At 25.8% G+C, this 23,203-nt stretch carries 18 protein-coding genes and 1 other RNA gene; 11 read left to right on the forward strand and 8 right to left on the reverse strand.

Annotated features, from left to right (window positions below):
- Window positions 1-16: 16 nt before the first annotated feature.
- Both trpB and B0175_RS08930 read left to right on the forward strand, forming a co-directional pair.
- Window positions 17-1,234 (forward strand): tryptophan synthase subunit beta, encoded by a 1,218-nt coding sequence (trpB, locus tag B0175_RS08925; protein ID WP_108528241.1) that lies wholly within the window; start codon window positions 17-19, stop codon window positions 1,232-1,234.
- A 10-nt stretch (window positions 1,235-1,244) separates the two neighbouring features.
- Window positions 1,245-1,835, forward strand: a complete 591-nt coding sequence (locus B0175_RS08930) for a hypothetical protein (RefSeq protein ID WP_108528242.1) — start codon at window positions 1,245-1,247, stop codon at window positions 1,833-1,835.
- Between the two features lie 5 nt (window positions 1,836-1,840).
- Here the strand turns inward: B0175_RS08930 and B0175_RS08935 are convergent, their stop codons facing one another.
- Together B0175_RS08935 and B0175_RS08940 are read right to left on the reverse strand one after the other, a co-directional pair.
- Window positions 1,841-2,497, reverse strand: coding sequence for a hypothetical protein (locus tag B0175_RS08935; RefSeq protein WP_108528243.1), 657 nt, complete (start codon window positions 2,495-2,497; stop codon window positions 1,841-1,843).
- Entirely contained in the window at window positions 2,497-3,315 is an 819-nt protein-coding gene (locus B0175_RS08940) for a ferritin-like domain-containing protein (RefSeq protein ID WP_108528244.1), read from the reverse strand. Before B0175_RS08940 ends, B0175_RS08935 begins: the two co-directional genes overlap by 1 nt.
- 54 nt (window positions 3,316-3,369) lie before the next feature.
- On the opposite strand from B0175_RS08940, the gene B0175_RS08945 reads away from it, so the two are divergent.
- Genes B0175_RS08945 through B0175_RS08955 form a run of 3 tightly spaced genes read left to right on the forward strand, consistent with a single transcriptional unit; the run spans window position 3,370 to window position 5,841 of the window.
- Window positions 3,370-3,963 carry an MBL fold metallo-hydrolase gene (locus tag B0175_RS08945; protein WP_108528245.1) on the forward strand — a complete coding sequence of 198 codons (594 nt, stop codon included), beginning with the start codon at window positions 3,370-3,372 and terminating at the stop codon, window positions 3,961-3,963.
- Window positions 3,963-4,865 carry a GGDEF domain-containing protein gene (locus tag B0175_RS08950; protein ID WP_108528246.1) on the forward strand — a complete coding sequence of 301 codons (903 nt, stop codon included), beginning with the start codon at window positions 3,963-3,965 and terminating at the stop codon, window positions 4,863-4,865. Before B0175_RS08945 ends, B0175_RS08950 begins: the two co-directional genes overlap by 1 nt.
- A gap of 7 nt (window positions 4,866-4,872) precedes the next feature.
- On the forward strand, window positions 4,873-5,841 hold the full coding sequence (locus tag B0175_RS08955) for a GGDEF domain-containing protein (protein WP_108528247.1): 969 nt from the start codon (window positions 4,873-4,875) through the stop codon (window positions 5,839-5,841).
- A 3-nt stretch (window positions 5,842-5,844) separates the two neighbouring features.
- Here the strand turns inward: B0175_RS08955 and cmoB are convergent, their stop codons facing one another.
- On the reverse strand, window positions 5,845-6,759 hold the full coding sequence (gene cmoB, locus B0175_RS08960) for a tRNA 5-methoxyuridine(34)/uridine 5-oxyacetic acid(34) synthase CmoB (protein ID WP_108528248.1): 915 nt from the start codon (window positions 6,757-6,759) through the stop codon (window positions 5,845-5,847).
- Between the two features lie 66 nt (window positions 6,760-6,825).
- On the opposite strand from cmoB, the gene B0175_RS08965 reads away from it, so the two are divergent.
- The 3 genes from B0175_RS08965 (at window position 6,826) to B0175_RS08975 (ending at window position 11,500) form a co-directional block, all read left to right on the forward strand.
- Window positions 6,826-7,323 carry a GNAT family N-acetyltransferase gene (locus B0175_RS08965; RefSeq protein ID WP_108528249.1) on the forward strand — a complete coding sequence of 166 codons (498 nt, stop codon included), beginning with the start codon at window positions 6,826-6,828 and terminating at the stop codon, window positions 7,321-7,323.
- A 103-nt stretch (window positions 7,324-7,426) separates the two neighbouring features.
- Entirely contained in the window at window positions 7,427-10,174 is a 2,748-nt protein-coding gene (gene ccsA, locus B0175_RS08970) for a cytochrome c biogenesis protein CcsA (RefSeq protein ID WP_108528250.1), read from the forward strand.
- Between the two features lie 39 nt (window positions 10,175-10,213).
- Window positions 10,214-11,500, forward strand: a complete 1,287-nt coding sequence (locus tag B0175_RS08975) for a M20/M25/M40 family metallo-hydrolase (protein WP_108528251.1) — start codon at window positions 10,214-10,216, stop codon at window positions 11,498-11,500.
- A gap of 1 nt (window position 11,501) precedes the next feature.
- On the opposite strand, the gene B0175_RS08980 is transcribed toward B0175_RS08975, so the two are convergent.
- The 4 genes from B0175_RS08980 to lolA all read right to left on the reverse strand — a co-directional run bounded on the left by B0175_RS08980 (window position 11,502) and on the right by lolA (window position 15,338).
- A complete protein-coding gene (locus B0175_RS08980; RefSeq protein ID WP_108528252.1) occupies window positions 11,502-11,798 on the reverse strand; it encodes a hypothetical protein in 297 nt (98 codons plus the stop codon).
- Window positions 11,799-11,860: 62 nt separating this feature from the next.
- Window positions 11,861-14,335, reverse strand: a complete 2,475-nt coding sequence (locus tag B0175_RS08985) for a methyl-accepting chemotaxis protein (protein WP_108528253.1) — start codon at window positions 14,333-14,335, stop codon at window positions 11,861-11,863.
- 120 nt (window positions 14,336-14,455) lie between these two features.
- Window positions 14,456-14,776, reverse strand: an RNA gene (gene rnpB / locus B0175_RS08990) — RNase P RNA component class A.
- 31 nt (window positions 14,777-14,807) lie between these two features.
- Window positions 14,808-15,338, reverse strand: coding sequence for a LolA-like outer membrane lipoprotein chaperone (gene lolA, locus B0175_RS08995; RefSeq protein ID WP_108528254.1), 531 nt, complete (start codon window positions 15,336-15,338; stop codon window positions 14,808-14,810).
- 56 nt (window positions 15,339-15,394) lie between these two features.
- Here lolA and secA point away from each other — a divergent pair, with 56 nt between their 5' ends.
- Both secA and B0175_RS09005 read left to right on the forward strand, forming a co-directional pair.
- Window positions 15,395-18,013: a preprotein translocase subunit SecA gene (secA, locus tag B0175_RS09000; protein WP_108528255.1), complete on the forward strand. Its 2,619-nt coding sequence runs from the start codon at window positions 15,395-15,397 to the stop codon at window positions 18,011-18,013.
- A gap of 1 nt (window position 18,014) precedes the next feature.
- A complete protein-coding gene (locus B0175_RS09005; protein ID WP_108528256.1) occupies window positions 18,015-19,220 on the forward strand; it encodes an ABC transporter permease in 1,206 nt (401 codons plus the stop codon).
- A gap of 15 nt (window positions 19,221-19,235) precedes the next feature.
- Here B0175_RS09005 and B0175_RS09010 read toward each other — a convergent pair whose 3' ends face one another.
- Window positions 19,236-22,169 (reverse strand): YhdP family protein, encoded by a 2,934-nt coding sequence (locus B0175_RS09010; protein ID WP_456061810.1) that lies wholly within the window; start codon window positions 22,167-22,169, stop codon window positions 19,236-19,238.
- Here B0175_RS09010 and mltG point away from each other — a divergent pair.
- Entirely contained in the window at window positions 22,072-23,193 is a 1,122-nt protein-coding gene (gene mltG / locus B0175_RS09015; RefSeq protein WP_108528258.1) for an endolytic transglycosylase MltG, read from the forward strand. The genes B0175_RS09010 and mltG overlap by 98 nt on opposite strands.
- Window positions 23,194-23,203 lie beyond the last annotated feature (10 nt).

Below are 23,203 nucleotides of genomic sequence, written 5' to 3' on the forward strand. Positions count from 1 at the left end.
ATTTAGGGGAAAATAAATGAACAAATCATATTTAGAAAGTATGCCTGATGCTAATGGTTTTTTTGGTAAATTTGGAGGTTCATTTATTCCTCCTGAATTAGAAAAACCTTTTGAAGAAATCAAAAAAGCCTATGAAGAATTAAAAAATTCTCCTAAATTTATAGAAGAATTAAAATATGTAAGAAAACACTATCAAGGAAGACCAACTCCAATCTCATTTGCAAAAAATCTGACAAACTATTGTGGTGGAGCAAAAATATATTTAAAAAGAGAAGATTTAAATCATACTGGTGCTCATAAATTAAACCATTGTATGGCTGAAGTAATCTTAGCAAAACATCTTGGAAAGAAAAAAGTAATTGCTGAAACAGGAGCTGGTCAACACGGTGTTGCACTTGCAACAGCTGCTGCTTATTTTGGGCTTGAATGTGAAATTCATATGGGTGAAGTTGATATTGCAAAAGAGCATCCAAATGTAGTTAGAATGAAAATTCTAGGAGCAAAAGTTGTTCCAGCAACTCATGGACTTAAAACTTTAAAAGAAGCTGTTGATTCAGCTTTTGAAGCATATTTAGCAGATACACAAAACTCTATTTATTGTATTGGTTCTGTTGTTGGTCCTCATCCATTTCCTATGATGGTAAGAGATTTCCAAAGTGTTATTGGGTTTGAAGCACGTGAGCAATTTTTAGAACATGAAGGGAAACTTCCAGATGCCGTTGCTGCTTGTGTTGGTGGTGGAAGTAATGCTATGGGAATTTTCTCTGGATTTATTGATGATAAACAAGTTGAACTTTATGGTGTTGAACCAATGGGGAAAGGTGATAAAATAGGAGAACACTCAGCATCTTTAACTTATGGAGAAGAAGGAATTATGCATGGATTCAACTCTATTATGTTAAAAGATAAAGATGGAAACCCAGCTCCTGTTTACTCTATTGGAAGTGGGATTGATTATCCAAGTGTTGGACCAGAACACGCTTATTTAAAAGAAACAGGAAGAAGTAAAGTGGGACTTTGTGATGATAATGAAGCTGTTGATGCATTTTATAAATTATCTCAACTAGAGGGAATCATTCCTGCTTTAGAGTCAGCTCATGCAGTTGGATTTGCTATGAAATTAGCAAAAACTTTAGATAAAGAAAAAACTATTTTAGTGAGTCTTAGTGGTCGTGGAGATAAAGATATTGATTTTGTTATCAATAATTATCCTATCCCAAATTCAAAATTTTAAAGGTTGAAAAATGAAATTAGAATATGCCGGTTTTAAACCAATAATAAGTCAACATGGAATATCTTTTAAAAGAGGAAAAGATGATAAATTTATTTACCTTCCTTTTGCTTATGAAATTTTAAATGCTTTAAATCAAGATTATGAAACTGCTAAAAATCATTCTCATTCTATAAAAGTTGAAGAGTTACATACAGAAAAAATATTAAAAATAATTTCTTCTATTTACTCAACAATAGATACAGAATTAGATGAAAAAGTTAAAGAATATATAAAACATTTAGATGAAGAAGAAAAAGAAGTAGAAAGCAGAACAACTTTAAGTGATATTGAAAAAAATATATATTTAGAAAACTTAAAATTAATGAGAACTTATAAAATTCAAAGAGCAAAAAATAAAATATTTTACTATTATTGTGTTTCAGCTATTGTTGAAATCATCAAAAAAAATAAAATAAGAAAAATTGATTTACCATTCAATGAAAAATTTTGGCATATTTTAAAATCGATTCAAAGTAAACTTCAAACACAAAACATCTCTTCTAATTTAAAAATAGATGAACTTGAAGGTTTAAAAATCAAATTTACTATAAATATTTTCTAAAAAATTTAGAACTGTTTGATTAAATTTGTATTGTAGTTATCTAACTCTTTATATTTAGTCAATAGTTCTTGATATTTTAAACTGTAATCATCATATAAAAATGAGTATTTATCATCATCTTTATATTTATCATAACCATCTTTTGAAGTTTTTGTTAGACTTCCAATAAAATCAAAAGAATCTATTTCTAAAAGAATTTCATCTAATTTTTCTTGAGATATAACATCTGTGCTAGAAATATTTTGGCTCACTTTATTTGAGATTGATTGATGAAGTAAATCAAATAAAGATGAATTACCATATTTTGATTTAAAATAGCTATCTTTATCATTGTATCTATCACTTAAATATTCAAATCCCACACTAAAAGGTTGTCCTAAAATTACGTTAAATAAAGCTTTTGATAGATTCTCATCTTTTGAAAACAGTGTAGCAAGTCGTAAATTTTTTGCCATATTTTTATCTTCTTCATCTACAAATAAACTTTCTATCTCTTCTAAAGTTATTCCTTTTATATTTTCATAACTCAAATCAGCAGTTTTGGAACTTTTATTTTCATTGTTTACATCAACTAAAGTATCTAAAAATTTATCAACTTCTTGATTAGAAGTTTGTTTATTATAAGCTTTCGCTATCGCTATTTCATAATTTGAATTTATCATTAGTTACAATCTTCCTTTTTTGATAATTTTTTTAACTCATTACACGAAAAACCTGCTTCTTTTCTGGCTGTAAAATTTAAATCCATTTTTCTAGTTGTACTTCCAGGAAAAACTTCTTCTATTATTTCTAAATAAGTTGATTCTGGTTCTAAATTCAATCTTTCACACTCATATTTAAACCAAAAATCACCTTTTTTAACATGACTTACTTCTTCTTCTAAAATAATTTTTAAAGCATTTATGAACTTTATATTAAATTCATCTTTATTTGAATTTAGCTTTTTCATAATTTTTGGGTTTTGATCAAGTCCATTAGCTTCAAGATATCTTGGAACTGCTGCCATTCTTCTTAAAAAATCAGGAGTTTGCTCCATAGCTTCAAATAAATTTTTGTGTACAGGAAAATCTCCATAAACTCCACCAAGTTCATGTATCAATTCTTCAAGCATCAAAAAATGTCTTATTTCATCTTCTGCTACTTCTAACCAATCTTGATAATATTTTAAAGGTAAATTATGAAATCTAAGTGCTGCATCTAAAGCTAAGTCAATTGCTGAATATTCGATATGTAAAATTGTATGAACTAAATATTTTTTACCTTCAATAGTTTTAAAATTTTTTATAGGAGGTAAAGCTGTTGGTTTAATTATTTCTAAAAAAGATGAATAAGAAGGATTTTTTAAAGTTGGTGCTTCATAATTATCATCAAAAGAGAGCTTGTTTTCCAAAAAATTTTTATAAAATTTATTAAATTTTTCAATTTTATCTTTTGGCTTACTTGTCAATAAAACTTCTTCGAGCATAGTGAAATAATGCATTAATTAACCTCTTTTTTGATATAATGAAAGAATTTTATCAAACTAAGGTTTAAAATGGAAATTAAACTACATCCTATGGGCGATTATCAAACAAACTGTTATATTGTAACTATTGATAATAAAGACATTATTATTGATCCAGGTGTAGGTGCTTTATCTTGGATTCAAGCAAATGTAAAAAATCCAATTGCCATTTTAAATACTCATGGACATTTTGATCATATTTGGTCAAATCAAATAGTTAAAGAGACTTTCAACATCAAATTATACACACCTAAAGATGATGATTTTATGCTTACTTTAAATCCATATAATATGGGAATGCCTCCATCATATGCTGATATTTTGGTAAATCCTGATGAAGAGATAGAAATAGAAGGTATAAAACTAAAATTTCATCATTTTCCAGGTCATACACCAGGCTGTAGCGTAATTGAAATAGAAAATAGTTTATTTAGTGGTGATTTTATTTTTAAAGGAACTATTGGAAGATTTGATTTTCCAAATTCTGATGCAAAACTTATGAAACAAAGTTTAAATAAAATATTAAATTGGAAAGAAAATTTTCATGTTTATCCAGGACATGGAGATAAAACAACTTTGCAAAATGAATTAGAAACACTTAGACAATGGGAAAGACATATTTAATGAAACAATTTTATGAAAAAATTTTAACAAAAGATCAAGAATTAAAATTGTTAAATTTAAATGATTTTTCTTTAAACATCTTTAACTATTTAAATGCAAATTATCATATTCATTTTTTAAAAATATATATTAAAAAACAAGATAATATTCAAAATTTATTTGATAATTCTCAAAAAGAGCAAGATTATTTATTTCATACTTTAAAATTTAGGCAAAGTAGTGAATATGAAGTTATTTTTAGTCTTTTGTTTAAAACAGAAAAAGAACTTGAAACTGCAAAAACTGAATTAAATTTAATAAAATTTGTGTTGGAAATTTTTTCACAATCTTTATTTAATAAATATTTAGAAAAAGTTATAAAAGATATTTCAATAATTGATAATTTGACAGGAAACTATAACCGTTATTATTTACATCATTATATAGAACCTTTATTTAGTTTATCAAAAAGAAAACAAGAAAAAATTGCTTTTTTAAGAATTGGAATTGATCACTTTAAAGCTGTAATTGATGAATTTAATTATAAGATAGGAGATAAAGTTATAAAAGCTTTATCAAAAATAATAAAAAGTAGTATCAGAGATTCAGATACAGTCGTAAGAATGACAAATGATGGTCATTTAATAATTTTACCAAATATTGCAAATTCTGATAATGCAATTTTAGTTGCAAATAAATTAATAGACAAGTTTAGTAAAGAAAAAATTATTGTAAATGAAGATACAAAACAAACATTAATGAAAACTATTTGTGTTGGTATCACAATTTATCCTGATGATGGTACAGATATAGATACAATAATAAAAAAATCTGATATAGCTTTATATGAGGCAAAAAATATAGGAAGAGGAAAAATATTTTTATTTAGTGAAGAAGAAACAAATAAAATAGAATTTTTTTAGGTAAAAAATGAGTAGTATTTTAAAATTAATAAAACAATCAGCAACAGATGAAAATGCTTTTACATCATTGGAAAGTATTTTTAACTTTTATGAACAATTACAATATGCAACAAATATAAAACAAGTAGCAGAAGATATTTTTGTTTGGTTAAATAAAGATTTTGATGTAAACAATCTTATTTTTTCTCTTTTTGATATAAATAAAAGTACAAAAGAAGATATTTTAATAAAAGGTAAAGAGTTCTATTTAGATGATGATTTATCACATTTTTTTATTGTAAATACTCATACAAATTTAAATGCTACTGTGTCTTTTTGTGCAACTTCGCAAGAACATTCTGAATTTTTAGAAAAAAAATATGAAACAATAGAAGCTGCTTTTTCTCAAGTTTCTCCAATTATTCAAAATAGTATTTTAAAGAAAAATTTTATAGACTCTTTATCTTTAGATTCTGTTACAAATGTTTATACAAGAGATTACCTAATCAATAAATTATCTGAAAGAATTAGATTATTAGAAACTGAACAAAATGAAATGTATTTTCTAATGATAGGAATAGATAGATTTAAAGCTATTATCGATGAGTTTAATTATGAAGTTGCAGATAAAGTTTTAATTGAATTAGCTCGAGTAATTCACTCAAATATTAGTGAATTTGATATGGTAGGTAGATTAAATACAGATGTATTTTTGATTTCACTAAATGACTGTGATGAAATTCAAGCTTCAAATATCGCAAAAAAAATTATTTCAGATTTTTCTGAAATTGATATTTTAGTTAACAAAAAAACTGGTCAAACACTGAAAAAAACTATTTGTATTGGTTTTGAAAAATATACTCCAAGTCATAAAATTTCATTAGATAACTCTATAAAAAATGCAGATACTGCACTTTATGAAGCAAGAAATAAAGGACGAAGTCAATTTTTTAAATTTAATGATTTAAAATCTGAAGATAATATAGAATTATTTTAGAATCTACATTATCTTTCTAGCTTTTATATAAACTCTTTTGGGAGCTGGATAACCTTCAACTGTTTTTGTATTATCATTTGGATCTAAAAAGTCTTCTAAACTTTGATCAAAAGACCATGGAGTTTTTCTTTGTTCTTCACTTGTAGTAATTGTTGTTGCAAGAACTTCAATATCCTCAAACCCTGCTCTTTCCAACCAATTTTTAAGTGCTGAAATTGTTGGAATAAAATAGATATTTGGTATTTTAGAATATCTTTTATTTGGTGTTAAACAAATCTCTTCTTCTCCATCAATCATAAAAGTATCAATTAAAATTTCACCTTTACTGTTTAATCCCTTTGCTAAAGATTTTAATGTTCCAACAGGATCTGGTCTATGATATAAAACACCTAACATAAATATAAAATCAAATGAATGATTATAATATTCTAAATGTTCAACTCCAAGCATCTCATAAATAATATCTGATTTTACAAAATGATTTATAAACTCAAATTGATGTAAAGTAAGAGGACTTGGATCAAAACCTACTAATCTTTTTGGCTTATCTTCAAGCATTCTAAACATATAATAACCATTATTACACCCAATATCTGCTACAACTTTATCTTTTAGATTAAAATATGGACGAATAAGATTGTATTTAATATTACTTTGCCATTCGCTATCTATTTCAAGACCAAATATTTTAAAAGGTCCTTTTCTCCAAGGAATAAGTTTTTTTGCTGTTTGTAAAATAACATTAAACTCTTCTTCACTTAAATCATCTTTTTTCCCTACACTAAACCAATCACCATAATCTATATCTAAATTTGATTTTTCTATTTTACAAGCTTCTTTTAGTTGTAAAAACCAAGGTTCAACATTTTTCCAAGTTCGACATTCTTGTTTTTTATTTTGTAATATTTCTAAATTCATGGGTAGTATTATAGATATTTAAGCTAAAATTCCATCTTAAATTAACGTATTAAAAGAGAAATTAAAATGAGAATCCTAAAATTAGATAAAAAATATAAAAATGATTTTATACATATAAATAATACAACAAAAGAATATTTATCAAATCCAAGTTTTTTTATAGGATTTTTTACAGAAGAAGAAATAAATAGCTTTTTAGAGACTGAAGATAAAGCTATTTTTTATGGAGTAATAGAAAATGAAAAGTTAGTTGCAATTTCAGGACTATTTTTTGAGATTGAAGATTTTTTAGATGAATTAAAATTACTTAACATAAATCCAAAAGATGTAGCAGAAATTGGAGCTTGTATGACATTACCAACTTCTCGTTCAAAAGGATATATGCTTAACTTAAATAAAGAATTATTAGAAGTTGCAAAAACAAAAAAAATAAAATATATTTTAGCAACTGCTCATCCAGAAAATATCTCTAGTAATAAATCTTTGCAAAATTTAGGTATGAATTTTATAAAAGAGTTTACTAGACATAATTTCCCTAGAAATCTGTATATTTTAGAACTCTAAAACTTTATATTTTTTAAATAAGATATGATAGAATACTGCCTTTATTAACGATGAGTTAACCTCTTTTTAATACAATTTGAAAAAATTTTTTAAAGGATATTCTTTGAAACTATCTAATGTCTTATTTTCATTTAAGACTACACTTATTTTACTTAGCTTTTTAGCTATTGGAGCAGGAGTTGCCACATTTATTGAAAATGATTTTGGTACATCATCTGCTAGAGTTTTGGTTTATAACAATATTTGGTACGAAACTATTTTAGTCTTAACTACTATAAATTTAACTGGAATAATTTTTAAATATAAAATGTGGAAAAATAAACCTAGATTTATATTTCACTCTGCATTTGTTATTATTTTAATTGGTGCAGGAATTACAAGGTATATCGGTTATGAAGGCATTATGCAAATTCCAGAAGGTCAAACAGAAAATAAAATGCTATCACTTGAACCTTATTTACAAGTTACAATAAAAGATGGTGATAAAACATATTATCAGGAGTATCAAAAAGAGTTTACATCTTTACTTCCAATTTTCAATAATTTCTCTCATGATATTCATTTTGGAGATAAATCTATAAAAATTAACTATAAAGATTATATATTTGCAAAAAAAGAACAAGCTTCTATGGGATTATTAAGTGTTGAAGCTATTTACAATGGTCAAACTCAAGCTATTAGATTACCTGGGCAAAGGGGTCAACAAGGAGTAGAAAGAGATTTAGACTTTGGTGATATATCAGTAAATTTAGTATATGGTTCTAAATATGTAGAATTACCTTTTGCTATTAAATTAAATGATTTCCAACTTGAGAGATATCCAGGAAGTATGTCTCCATCATCTTATGCTTCTGAAGTTACAGTTATAGAAAAAGATGGAAAATCGTATGATTATAGAATATTTATGAATAGAACTTTAAATGAAGGAAATTTCTTATTTTTCCAAAGTTCATATTTTCCTGATGAAACAGGAACTGTACTATCTGTAAATAATGATCCAGGAAAATGGCCAACTTATTTAGGATATTTTTTATTAACTTTAGGATTACTTCTAAATTTCTTTGATAAAAAATCAAGATTTAGAAAACTTACTAAATATGTAAGTGGTAAAAATTTGGCTATTTTTCTTTTAACTGCTGCCTGTTTTTTCTCTCCGAATTTACAAGCAAATCAAAATATTGAAGATGAAAATCTACAACAAACTGTTGATTACTTAAATAATTTAAAAGATTCTTCAAAAGTTACTGCTGATAAATTTGGGGAATTAGTTGTTCAAAGTAATGGTGGAAGAATGAAACCTCTAGCTACACTTAATAGAGAAATTATTCAAAAATTAAGTGGAAAAGCTTCATTTTTAGGAATGGATGCAGATCAATTAGTTATTGGTATGTTATCAAATCCAAATGTTTGGAAAGATGTAAAAATAATCAAAATACAAACTCCAAAATTAAAAAAATTTTTAAATATAGATGCTCATGAAAACTATATCTCTTTTTCTGAAGCATTCGCAAGTGATGGTACATATTTATTAGCACAGGAAGCTGAAAAAGCTCTTCTTACAAAACCTATTGAAAGAGGAACATATGAAAAAGATGTTATTAAAACAGATGAAAAATTAAATATTATTTATTCAGTATTCAATGGAACATTATTAAATATTTTTCCAAAAGTAAAAAATCCAAATAATTTTGACGATGACAATTATAAATGGTACTCTCCTCTTGAAGCGATGGAGATGTTTGAAGGGGAAAATCAATTTGCAGTAGATTCTATTACAAGAGGATTAATAAACTCAATCATTGAAAATAAATGGGAAGATGCAAATAATTTTATTGATATGATAGCTTTATATCAAGATAAAATTGGTAGTGATGTTAAACCATCAAAATCAAAAATTAATGCAGAAATTATGTTCAATAAAATTGATATTTTCTTTAAATTAACTATTGCCTATATGATATTAGGATTAGTTATGTTAGTTGTTGCCTTTATTATAATTTTTAAACCAGAATTTAAACCTAAAAAAACAACTAAAATATTTTTTATTATTTTAGCTACTCTTTTTGCTTTACACACTTTTGGTATGGGTTATAGATGGGTACTTTCAGGACATGCACCTTGGTCAAATATTTATGAAACTTTAGTTTATATTTCTTGGTCAGCAGTTTTTGCAAGCGTTATTTTCTTTAGAAAATCTCTTTTAGCTTTAAGTGCAGGTGTTATAATTGCAGGAATATTTATGTTTACTGCCCATTTAACAGATGTTGATCCACAAATCACAACTTTAGTTCCAGTTTTAAAATCTTATTGGTTAACAATACACGTATCAATACTTACAGCATCTTATGGGTTCTTTGGGCTTAGTGCAATTTTAGGATTTTTAACTTTAGTTATGTTTATTTTTAGAGATAAAAAAACACATCTTGATGAAATAATCAAACATGTTTCGGCAATTAATGAAATTTCATTAATTATTGGTCTTGCAGCTATCACAGTTGGAAATTTTCTTGGAGGAGTTTGGGCAAATGAGTCTTGGGGAAGATATTGGGGATGGGATCCAAAAGAGACTTGGGCTTATGTATCAATAGTTGTTTATGCAATAGTAATTCATTTAAGATTTATAAAAGTTTTAAATACACCATTCGTTTTAGCAACAGCTTCACTTTTAGCATTTAGCTCAATACTAATGACATATTTAGGAGTAAATTTCTATTTATCAGGAATGCACTCTTATGCTACAGGAGATCCTGTTCCAATCCCAACTTGGGCTTATATGACTTTTGCTTTAGTAGTAATTACTATTATTTTAGCAGTAAAAAATAGAGACTTAAAAGACTCTCTTTCAAACTAAAAGGCTAGATTTTCTAGCCTTTTTTTATTAGGACAAAAAATGAAAACTATTTTAGATATTTTTAAAGAAATTACAGCAATTCCTAGATGTTCTGGAACTCATGAACCATTTATAAATTATATGAAAGATTTATCAAAAGAGTTGGGATATTTATGTTTAGTTGATGAAACAAATAATATTTTATGTAAAAAAGAGAATTCAAATGCAAAACTAGCTTTTCAATCGCACTATGATATCGTTTGTTTAAGTGATAATTGTGTTCCACAAATCGTACAAGATGGTGATTTATTAAAAGCTGTTGATTCAACTCTTGGTAGTGATAATGGAATTGGATGTTCATATATGATTGCTTTGATGTGTGAAAATTTTGATGGAGAGTTTTTATTTACAAGTGATGAAGAAATAGGACTTATTGGAGCAAATAATTTAACTTTACCTTTAAATGCTTCTTATATGTTAAATCTTGATAGTGAAGAAGAAGGAGAAATCTGTATAGGTTGTGCTGGTGGAGTTGATATTTTTGGAACAAATTCAAATAAAAAAATCATACCAAATACAGATAATCTTGATTTATATGAAATAAGTATCTCTAAACTTCAAGGTGGACATAGTGGAGTTGATATAGATAAAAATATTCCAAATGGTATAAAACTTATTGCAAAAACTATAAAAGAGTGCAACGGAAAACTTCTTGATATAAATGGAGGTGAAAGAATTAACTCAATTCCTGTTAATGTAAAAGCTATAATTGCTTCAAAATCTACTCCAATAGCTAGCCATGAATTTATGAAAATAGAAAAAATAGATACAAAATCTGAACATTTAAATGTTTATGATGACAAAATTATAGATTTTATTTATGATTTTCAAAATGGTGTAAGAGCTATGAATGATGAATTAAAAGTTGTTCAAAACTCTATAAATCTTGCCATCATAAAAACTGGAATTGATAGTATAAAAATAGAACTAAGTGCTAGATCTATGGATAACACTGAACTAAAAAATCTAAAAAATGAAACTATAAAAATGCTAGAAGATTATAATTTTACAGTTGAAACAAATGGAAAATATCCAGCTTGGAAACCAGATATAAATAAATTTACATCAAAAGTTTTAGAAATATATAAAGAGTTTAATCCAAAAGCTTCACTAGAAGCTATTCATGCTGGACTTGAATGTGCAATATTTAAAGACAAATATCCGCACATAAAAGTAGCTTCAATAGGACCAACGATAAACTTCCCTCACTCTAAAAAAGAACAAGTTTCTATAAAATCAGTAGAAAATGTCTATAAAATTGTAAAAAAGATAGCTTATAGTATATAAGTTATCTTTTTTGAACTTCTATTAAAATCTCATCAAAATATTTATTTATAGTTGTATAAGCTATTTTTGTTCTTTTATGTATTTGATATTTTGTTGGCGAAATATTTTCATGTATAAGTTCTTGAAGCGTTTTTTTAATCAAATCTTTAACTCTTTGTGTTTTTATTTTTCTTGCTTTTTCTAAACTACTTGAATCTAAAGGTTTAATCTCTTTTAATTCATTATAAAGAGCCAAATTTTCATTTTCCATAAAATTTATTAATCTAGTAAGAAACTCATCTTTTATCTCTATAATCAAAATATCTCCTTTATATTAAACTTAGTTAAATTATAGTAATAATCTAACTAAGTTATACTATATTAAAAACTCTCCCATTCATCATTAGCACTGTTAGAAGTTACAACTACTTTTTCTTGTTTTTTTGATATAACTTTTGATTCAACTATATCTATTTTTTTCTCTTTTTTTTCAAATGAAGTTTTGTTTGTATCTCTTGCTATTACATCATTTTTACCTATAAACTCTTTTTCATTTGCATCATTTACAACCATTTTTGCAATTTCATCTGTTCCAATAGCTACATCATGTGTTTGAGAAGAAATCATTGCATTTTGTTGTGTTTGTCTATCTAATTGATTTACAGCATCATTTATCTGCTCTATTCCAACTAATTGTTCTTTACTAGACATTTCAATATCTTGAATTAAAGTCATAGTTTGTTGAATATCTTTTGTCAACTCAACATAACCTTCAATCATATTTTTAGATATTCCTTTTCCTTCATTTGCTTTTATTGTTGCATTTTCTACTATTGTTTTTATCTCTCTTGCAGCTTCTGCACTTCTTGATGCTAGATTTCTAACCTCTTGAGCAACGACAGCAAATCCTTTTCCAGCTTCACCTGCAGTTGCTGCTTCAACGGCTGCATTTAAACTCAAAATATTTGTTTGAAAAGCTATATTATCAATAACTGAAATAGCATCATTTATTAAATTAACTTGATTATTTATTTCATCCATTGCATTTGTAGTTTGATTTGCTAAATTTTCACCATCATTTACTGATTTAGTAACTTGATTTGATAAAGTAGCCATTTTAGAAATATTTTGAGTCGTATTTCTAATGTTACTTGTAATTTCTTCAATTGCTGCTGCTGTCTCTTCTAAAGATGCTGCTGCTTCATTTGAAGAAATATTTAATTTGTTTACATTTTCTAATAAAATATGAGAACTATTTTCTAATGTTAAACCATTCTTTTTATTTTCTACAAGTAAATGATTTATTGTATCTGCCAAAGAATTTATCTCTTTTGCAACTTCACCATGTGGATTAGTTATTCTAGGTCTAAAGTCCATATTTTTATACTTTTGTAATACTTCATCAATTACAATTAAATCATCATTAACTTTATTTGATATTAGCACTAGCATTTCATTTAAAATATTCTTTAATTCTTCTAAACTTTCATTTTCAGTTTTAGCTTCAATTCTATTTTTTAAATTTCCCTTATTTATTTCTAAAACTACATTTTTAACATTATTAATCAAAGCTTCATCTTGTTTTAAAAGTTTATTTGTTTTTTCAATATTTTCATTTACAAACTTTGCCATTATTCCTATTTCATCATTATTTTTGACTTCTATATTTTCAACATTTTTAACTTCTTTATTTAAGTATTTAAAAAATGATAAAAGTCCCACTTCAAATCTTTCTAATGGAAAAATTATTTCTTTTGTTATAAAAAATGAGATAAATGCAATCAAAATAACAGAAACAATTACTGCTATAATAACTATTCCTAAAATAATTGAAGATATTTTTTCATATGAATTTTGTCTCATCACTTCAATATTCTTTTCTATATTATCAATATATACACCTGTCCCAATCATCCATTTCCACTCTTGCAATCCATCAGCATAACCAATTTTATCATATAAAGTAGGATCATCTTTAGTTTTTTGAAAATCAAAAATAATAGTTCCTCCACCTTTTTTGGCAGCTTCAATCAAATCTTTTATATAATAAACACCTTTTTTACTTTTATTTTCCATTAAATTTTTCCCAACTAATGCGGGATTTATTGGATGCATTATATTTGTACCATCATAGTCGTAAACAAAAAAGTATCCATCTTGACCAAATCTAATTTTTGAAATATCTTCTAAAGCTTTAGCTTTTAACTCTTTTTCTTCATTATCTATATAAACACCTGTTCCTACAACCCATCCATAAGGCTCAAATAATCTTATATTTGATAATTTTTCTCTGGGAGCTTTTCCTGGTATTACTTGTTGATAAGGAACAAAACCTTCTCCTTTTTCAAAAGCAGTTTTTATAAATTCTAAAATGTGAGAACCATTATTTTTAGTTCCTTCTCTTTCTGGAGTTAAAGGTAATTTCAAAATTGTAGAATTTTTATCATAAACAAAAAAGTAATCTTTATCTTCACCATATCTAACAGAACCAATAGCATCTAAAAGCATTTTTTTAAGTTCTGATTCAGATATTTTATTTTTTTGTTCTTCATAAATTTTCGTTATCATTGTAAATAAAAAGTCTGTTTGAGACTTTAAGTATGCACTTTTTCTAGCTTTAACATTTTCTATTTTAGACTTTTCGTAAGCATCCTTTGCTATATTCACTGCAAATGTAGTATAGTTCTTCATCTCTTCTATATTAGAATTAAAAGCCCTTTGTTTATACTCTTCAATAGTTTGATTAGTTAAATTATTTACTTCATAAATAGACTTTGTAGCAATAATTATAGATACAAGAACAATAGTGGCTATCACAATAACTAATAACTTTATTCTTATTGACAAATTATTCATTATGCTTACTCCCTTATTTGAATTTAAGGGTATTATACCTATGTTTTATTTAAAATATGAGAATGATTATATTAATAATAATTTTTTTAGATAAGTTTTTTATAATTTTATTTTATAGTTACTTTAGGTAAACCATAAGCCGCGTTCTGTCAAAGACAATAATTTATCTAGGTACTAAATTACTTTAGTACTCCTGCGAAGACCAAAAATGTGAAGTAATTACCTAGTCTTCTTGCTGCAAGTTGGGTTTACAAAGCCAAAAAGATTACTCAATTTGCTGGTAAGCTCTTACCTTACCGTTTCACCATCACCAAAAAATTGGCTGTCTACTCTCTGTTGCACTATCCCTTAGATTACTCTAGCCATCATTTAAATGGAACCATACTTCACTGCAGCCCGGACTTTCCTCTTGAAATTTCAAGCTATTGTCTGGTTTACCTAAGTTAGAATTATAGCTTGAATTCCTTAAAATCTATTTTCTTATAACGTCATAATAACTTGGAATATCAAATTTAAAAATAGTATCAACAATTTGTTCATTTTGAACTACTTCAAAAAATTTAATTACTACACTATTTTCAAGTTTATCTGTATATTTTATCTCTTGAATTTTGTCATCTTTTGAAGTTTTTATTGTATATTTTACATCATCAATATCTGTTAAATAAGTATTATTATCTATTTTTTTAGAGCTATTTAAAAGTTTGATAATATCTATTTCACTTTCAAGTTGAGTAAGAATAGCTTGCTCAAGTTCTGGTTCATCAACTATTGCAAAATTACCATCGATATAAACATTTTTTACAACAGGCGTTTTATATTTCCACAATATTTTACCACTCTTTTTTATAAATACTTCTCCTTTATACTCAATAACATTTTTTGAGTTTGAAGTAATAATTTGAGTAAATTTAGCCTCAAATGAGTCTAAGTTTCTAATATCTGTTGAAGCAATTGAAAAAATAACTGAGAATATCAATCCGATAAAGACTTTATAAAACATCTTTTAACCTTTTTTTTTATATAATCTTGCGATTATAACGAAAAGGAACTAATTTTATGTTAAATGTTTTTTCAAAAATTTTTGGTACAAGAAATGACAAAGAAGTAAAAAAATATAGAAAAAAAGCTGATGCTATAACAGCTTTAGAAAGTAAATACACAAATTTAAGTGATGATGAACTAAAAAATGAGTTTCAAAAGCTAAAAGAACTTGTACAAAAAGGTGAAAAAACACTAGATAATGTTTTATTTCAATCGTTTGCAATTACAAGAGAAGCTAGTCGTAGAGTTTTAAATATGCGTCCTTATGATGTCCAACTTATCGGTGGAATGGTTTTACATGATGGAAGAATTGCAGAGATGAAAACTGGTGAAGGGAAAACTTTAGTTGGATCACTTGCTGTTTCTTTAAATGCGTTAGAAGGTAAAGGTGTTCATGTTGTTACAGTAAATGATTATCTTGCTAGTAGAGATGCAAATGAATTAAGACCTTTATACGAATTTTTAGGTTTTAGTGTTGGTGCAGTTGTAGGTGGACTAAGAGATGATGTTGAAAGAAGAGAACAATATGCTTGCGATATAACTTATGGTACAAATAATGAATTTGGATTCGATTATTTAAGAGACAATATGTGTTTTGATATCAAAGATAAAGTTCAAAGAGGTCACAACTACGTAATTGTTGATGAAGTTGACTCTATTTTAATTGATGAAGCAAGAACCCCTTTAATTATATCGGGACCAACAAATCATAAAAATTCAAATTATCTAAAAGCAAATGAAATAGCTTTAAAATTAGAAAAAGGTGAATTAATAGAACCAAAAAGTGCAGCTGAAAAACCAACAACAACTGGAGATTTTATCGTTGATGAAAAAAATAGAGCTGTAACATTAACAGAACAAGGGCATGAAGTTGTAGAAAAACTTTTTGGAGTTGATAACCTTTATTCTATTGAAAATGCTATGCTTTCTCACTCTTTAGACCAAGCTTTAAAAGCAAACTATATTTTCAAAAAAGATGTTGATTATGTTGTAAAAGATAATCAAATCATAATAGTTGATGAATTTACAGGAAGATTAAGTGAAGGAAGAAGATTTAGTGAAGGACTTCACCAAGCTTTAGAAGCAAAAGAAGGTGTTACAATTCAAGATGAATCACAAACTTTAGCAGATATTACTTTCCAAAACTATTTTAGAATGTACAAAAAACTTGCTGGTATGACAGGAACTGCTCAAACAGAAGCTACTGAATTTGCTCAAATTTATAATTTAGATGTTGTATCTATTCCTACAAATATTCCTGTAAAAAGAATTGATAAAAATGATTTAATTTATAAAAGTGAAAAAGAGAAATTTGAAGCGGTTTGTAATAAAATTAAAGCATTGCACGAAAAAGGACAACCCGTACTTGTAGGAACTGCTTCTATTGAAAAATCTGAAAAATTACATAAAATTTTAGTTGATAAAAAAATTCCTCACACAGTTTTAAATGCAAAACAACATGAAAAAGAAGGAAAAATTATTGCTGATGCTGGACAAAAAGGTGCAGTTACAATTGCAACAAACATGGCAGGGCGTGGAGTTGATATTAAACTAACTAAAGAAATCTTAGATTTAGGTGGTTTAGCAATCATTGGAACAGAAAGACATGAATCTAGAAGAATTGACAACCAATTAAGAGGAAGATCTGGAAGACAAGGAGATGTTGGTGAATCTCAATTTTATCTATCATTAGAAGATAATCTTTTAAGAATTTTTGGTAGTGATAGAATAAAAGGTATTATGGAAAGACTTGGAATTGAAGAAGGTGAACATATTGAGTCGAGAATGGTTACACGTGCTGTTGAAAATGCTCAAAAGAAAGTAGAATCTATGCACTTTGAGAGTAGAAAACATCTACTTGAATATGATGATGTAGCAAATCAACAAAGAAAAGTTATTTATAGCTTTAGAAATGACTTACTAAAACCTGATTATGATATAGCTTCAAAAATTGATGAAAATAGAATTGAATATGTTCAAAATCTTTTAATTGAAGCAAATATAACTTCAGGAATGGCTGAAGACGATTTTAACTATGAATTTATTGTAAATAGATTTTTAGAAGATTTACATTTTAAAATTAGTGTTGAAGATATAAAAAAAGAGTCTTATGATGAATTGGAAGAACATTTAATTTCTATATTAAAAGATGTTTATGATAAAAAAATGTCTGTAACAAGTCTTGAACAAAAAAGTGAAATAGAAAGAATTTTATATTTACAAATACTTGATGGTGCATGGAGAGAACATTTATATGCAATGGATACACTAAAAACAGGTATAGGATTAAGAGGATATAACCAAAAAGATCCTCTAGTTGAGTATAAAAAAGAGTCTTATAATATGTTTATTGAGCTAATTGGAAATATAAAAAATGAAATCATAAAGATTTTGTTTACAATTCAATTACAAAGTCAAGAAGATAAGAAAAAAGAACAAGAAGCATTAGCTAAAATGAAAGAGCAAATGGAAAAAAGTACAGAACATACAACTACAAATCTTGCTCAAGAAGCTGTAAAAAATAGTGATAAAAAAATAGCTAGAAATGAATCTTGTCCTTGTGGAAGTGGTTTAAAATATAAACAATGTTGTGGGAAAAGTGGACCAAAAATTGGTTTAGCTGCAGGAAAATAGTTTGAACAAAAAATTAGTAAATTTTATTGTAAAGAAATACCTAAGATTTGATAAAAAAAATCCTTTTATTTCAATTAGTGCTATATTAGCATTTGTTGGTGTTTCTATTGGTGTTATGGTTTTAATTTTAGCTATGTCTATTATGAATGGAACAGCAAAAGAGTTTGAAAGAAAACTCTTCACTATGAATTATCCTTTAACAATTTACCCAAAATTTGCAGATTCTGTAAATCAAGATTTATTAGAAAAACTTCAAAAAGAGTATCCAAATTTAAAATTTTCACCATTTATTTCTACTCAAGCAATTGTTCAAAATGGCGATAATATGAGTGGTGGTATAATTTTTGGAGTAGATAGCCAAAAAGAAGCAAATATAAATCCTATTTATAAACAAGCTGTTGGTGATTTACTTCTTGGAAAATATGATGTAATAACAGGTTCGGGAATAAAAGATAAGTTGTATCTAAATAGTGGTTCTAAAGTAACTTTATATTTTACAGAACTAAATCCGGCTGGTTTTTCATTGATGCCAAAAATGAAAAGATTTGATTATGTTACTTCATTTACTTCTGGTTTAAGTGCTTATGATAAAGCTTATATGTATACTTCTTTAGAAGCTTTACAAACTTTGCTTCAAAAAGATTCAAATATTTATGATGGTATTCATATTCATTCAGATAATGCACTTGAAGATATAGAAAAACTAAAAATTAGTTTAAAAGGAACAAATGCTTCAATTATTGGATGGTGGCAACAAAATGGTAATTTCTTTGCAGCGATGAAAATGGAAAAAACAGCTTTATTTATTGTTTTAATGCTAATTATCTTAGTTGCATCTTTAAATATAATTTCTTCTTTACTTATGACTGTAATGAGTAGAAGAAAAGAAATTGCGCTACTTTTATCAATGGGAGCTTCTGCAAAAGAGATAAAGTCTATATTTCTAAGAGTTGGAACTGTTATTGGTTTTGGTGGAATTATTACAGGAATTGTATTGGGATTTATTGGTTATTGGTTTTTAGATACTTTTGATATTGTATCGTTACCAGCTGATGTTTATGGAAGTGCAAAATTACCACTTGATTTAGCAATGAGCGATTTTATTTCTATTGTTATAGGTGCAGTAATAATTGTACTTTTATCATCTTATTATCCAGCATCAAGAGCTACTAAAATTGACGTTATTGATGTTTTAAGAAATGAATAAGTCTATTATTTAGACTTATTTCATTATTATACTTTTACTATCTTCTTTTTCTAAATTATTTATATTATCAAAAAATCTCACTGGAGAGTTAATAACTCTTTTTAAGATATTTGTTGGAATATTAAATGTATCTGTTGTAAGATTTGTTCCAATTGTTGGATTTTCTAAATCTCCATTTATATTTATTCTTGTTTCAACTCTATTTTCATCACCTAAAATTACATAGTTTAATACAGGAATTGCACCAACAACATTTGCATAATCTTTAAAAAATATCAGATTTATATTCAAATCTAAATTTGAATTTGCTAAATCAATATTTCCCTCTCCTTCAAAGTCAATACCATTTCCAACAGTATTAAGTTTTACAATATTTATTAATCCTTTATCTTTACTATAATTAAACTCTAAATCACCTTCAGAAATTTTATAAGTTAATAAATTAAATCCAGGGTTTGTCGCCAATCCAACAACAGATGGAATCGCCAAAAATGGATTTATAATTGCAGGAGAAGTTTGTATAAATAGTAAAATATTATTTAGAATAGATAAATTTGCAACACTACTATTTTTTAAAATTACTTTTCCATGTAAATCATTTATGTCACCTGTTGCAAAAAAATGAACTTTTCCACCTAAAAACATATTTTTGTCTAAAATTTTATTTAAAAAATCTGCACTAATATCAACTGCATAAAGTTCTAATTTTCCATTTGTGTCCTTAAAAACAACTTGTGTATCACCATATTTTATATAAGCAAATTTATCATCTGGTCTAATTCTCAATTCATAATTATCTGATATTATTTCAAATTTATTATCAATTAATATATTAGAATTTTTACCAATAATATCTATTTTATTATAAGTTGAAATAGTATCTTCATCTTTTGTAGAATAATCAATATCATACTCTTCTAAATACAAAGACAAACTATCTTTTTCTAAAAATAGTATTAAGTCTTGATTTTTTGTATATATTTTTACATCATCTTTTTTATAATTTCCAAATAATTGTATTTCTTCAATATTTTTTCCATCTTTTTTTAAAGGAATATCTAAATCTTTTATAGTTGCATCAAAATTTACATTTTCATCTTTTACAGTAACCATTGCATCTTTAATATTATAATTTTTATTGTCTATATTTAATTCACTATTTTTTAAATGTAAATTTATATTTTCTTTAAAATTATTTGCATTCATTTTTGTGTCAACAAATACTTTTAAATCTTTTAAATAAAGATTTGTTTCATCATTTATTATTAATTTTATATCTTCATTTAAAGCAGAAATTTCAACATTTTTATCTTTTATACTTCCTTTTAAATCTAGATTATTTACCTGTTTTTCATTTTTTTGTATAGGTAAATTTATATTTTTTAAAAAAGCATTAAAATATATATCGTTTTCATTTTTAATTTCTAAAGAGATATTTCCATCTTTTACTGTGTATTTTTGTAAAAGTTTAGAATAAGGATAAATCTTTGATATGCTTGCAATATCAATAAATATTGATTTATCAACTTTTATTTTTGTTTCTAAATCTTTTAAATTTATTGTTGTTAATGAACTAAAATCCATATCAATTAAACTATTTTTATCTTTTATTTCTACAACTGCTTCATCCTCATTTTTTACAACTAAAGAGTTTATATGAACTGTTCCTGTCGATTTTAAAGTATTTGTATCTATACCTAGATTTCCATTTGCATCTATCATATTTTGATATAAAAAATTTGCATCTTTTATATAAACCATATTTTCATCAAGAATTACTTCTGCCTTTTTACTAAAAAATGAAAAATTATCAATAGAAATTAAAGAATTATCTACTAAAAATTTGCCTTTTGTGCTCATTGGTTTATCAAGAGCATAAGGAAAGTTTAGCACCAAATTTGCATTTGTTGTTCCACTTTTTTGTTTTATTGGAAGATTTATTTCATAAGCTTTTAAAATACCTAAAATATTGTCATCAAGTTTACTATTAGTTTTTATATTTACTTCAACATTTCCACTTATCTCATCAGTTAAGTTATGAATATTTACAAAACTTCCTTCTATGTTTTTATCTTTAAATTTTGGTTCAATTAGATTAAAATGTAAATTATCATCTTTATAAGTTACATCAATACTTTTTGTAAAAATCTCATCAACATCTTTATGAAATCTTATTTTTCCATCTTTTATATGAGCTTTTCCTTCGATTGAATTTTGTACAAGTTCATTTTTCTTTAAATCATATTCACCATAAAGCCAGTCAAGTTTAAAATCACCTGTTACATTATCGTACATCCACTCATTTGCTGCTTGTGGTAAATCTAAATGTTCTTTTAAAAATTTCAAATTTTCAAAATATTTACTCTCTAAATAAAATTTTATTTTTTCAGACGTTATATCAATATTTAGAGCTGTTTGAAAATTTTCAAAATATAGATTTCCAAAAAAATTTAATTCTTTAGAAAAATAATCTATTTTGGCTTTCCCATCAAATAAAACTTTATAATCTTTTAAATATAATGAATTTAACTCAAAAAAAACTGTATTTGAAGAATCATCTATTTTCGAAGAAAGATTTATAAAATTATTATCAAGATATAATTCTTTCCCATTAAACCAGATATAAAATTCATTATCATTTATTTTTAAATTTTCTATTTTTATGCTTTGAAAAAACTTTAAAATTTTTGGAAGTAACTGAATATCATTTTTTAAATTTTCTAAAGAGTTACTTTCTTTATTACTTTTTGACTCATATTCTATTTTTTCAATGTTCAAAATAAGTTTTTTATCCATTTTTATATAGAATTGCGAAATTAAAAAATTAGAGAAAGAAAAAGAGTCGATTTTTATGCCAATATACAGAGATGAAAACATTAAAAATATAAAAAGAAATGATACAAATATTGCAATTTTAATGTTTTTTAACATTATAGATTTTATCCTCATTGGTTTAATAGTTGTTTTATTTTATCTAACAATGCCAGTAAATTCCACAAAAGTTTTGTTTATCCCTAAAGGCAGTACGGCCAATATTATATCACACTTAAATAAAAGTGGATATGAAATGAATGCATTAGATGAAATAATTATAAAAATGACAGGTTACATTCAAAGTGGTTGGATAGATATTGATCAAACAAGACTTACAAAAATGGATTTTATTTATAAACTAATTAGCTCAAAAGCTGCTCTAAAAAACATTACATTAATACCAGGTGAAACTTCTTATTTTTTCCTAAAAAAAATAGCTCAAGAATTTAATCTTTCAGAAGAGATTTTAACAAAAATATATAATGAACATGCCTATAAAGCAGATGGAAATATTTTAGCAGATACATATTCTATTCCTATTGGAATGAAAGAAGATTATATTATTTTTTATCTATTTTCTCAAACAAATAGAAAATATGAAGAGTTTTCAAAAAAGATATTTGGTGTTTATGATAAAAAAAAGTGGTACAACTATATAACTTTAGCCTCTGTTGTTCAAAAAGAAGCGGCAACTACAAATGAAATGCCAATAGTTGCAAGTGTAATTCATAATAGATTAAAAAAAGGTATGCGTCTTCAAATGGATGGGACTTTAAATTATGGTAAATACTCAAATAGTGTGGTAACAGCAGATAGAATAAGAGAAGATACAAGTTCTTATAACACTTATTTAAATGCTGGTTTACCTAAAGATCCTGTTTGTGCAGTAAGTCTTGATGCTATAAAAGCTGGAATATTTCCTGTAAAAAGTAGCTATTTATACTTTGTGAGAGATAATCGAACAGGTTTACACAAATTTGCATCTACTTTTGATGAACATCAAGTAAATATTCAAGCAAATGTTGGTGTACCAAAAACTTATACAAAAGTTAAAGCTGTTGAAACAAAAATTGATGAAGAAGCTGAGACTATTATGAAGACAGATATTTCTAATCAAAAACCAACATCAATCAAAGATTTATTTAATAATATAAATTAATATTTTGTGA

The organism is Arcobacter lacus (assembly GCF_003063295.1).
Classification (GTDB): domain Bacteria; phylum Campylobacterota; class Campylobacteria; order Campylobacterales; family Arcobacteraceae; genus Aliarcobacter; species Aliarcobacter lacus.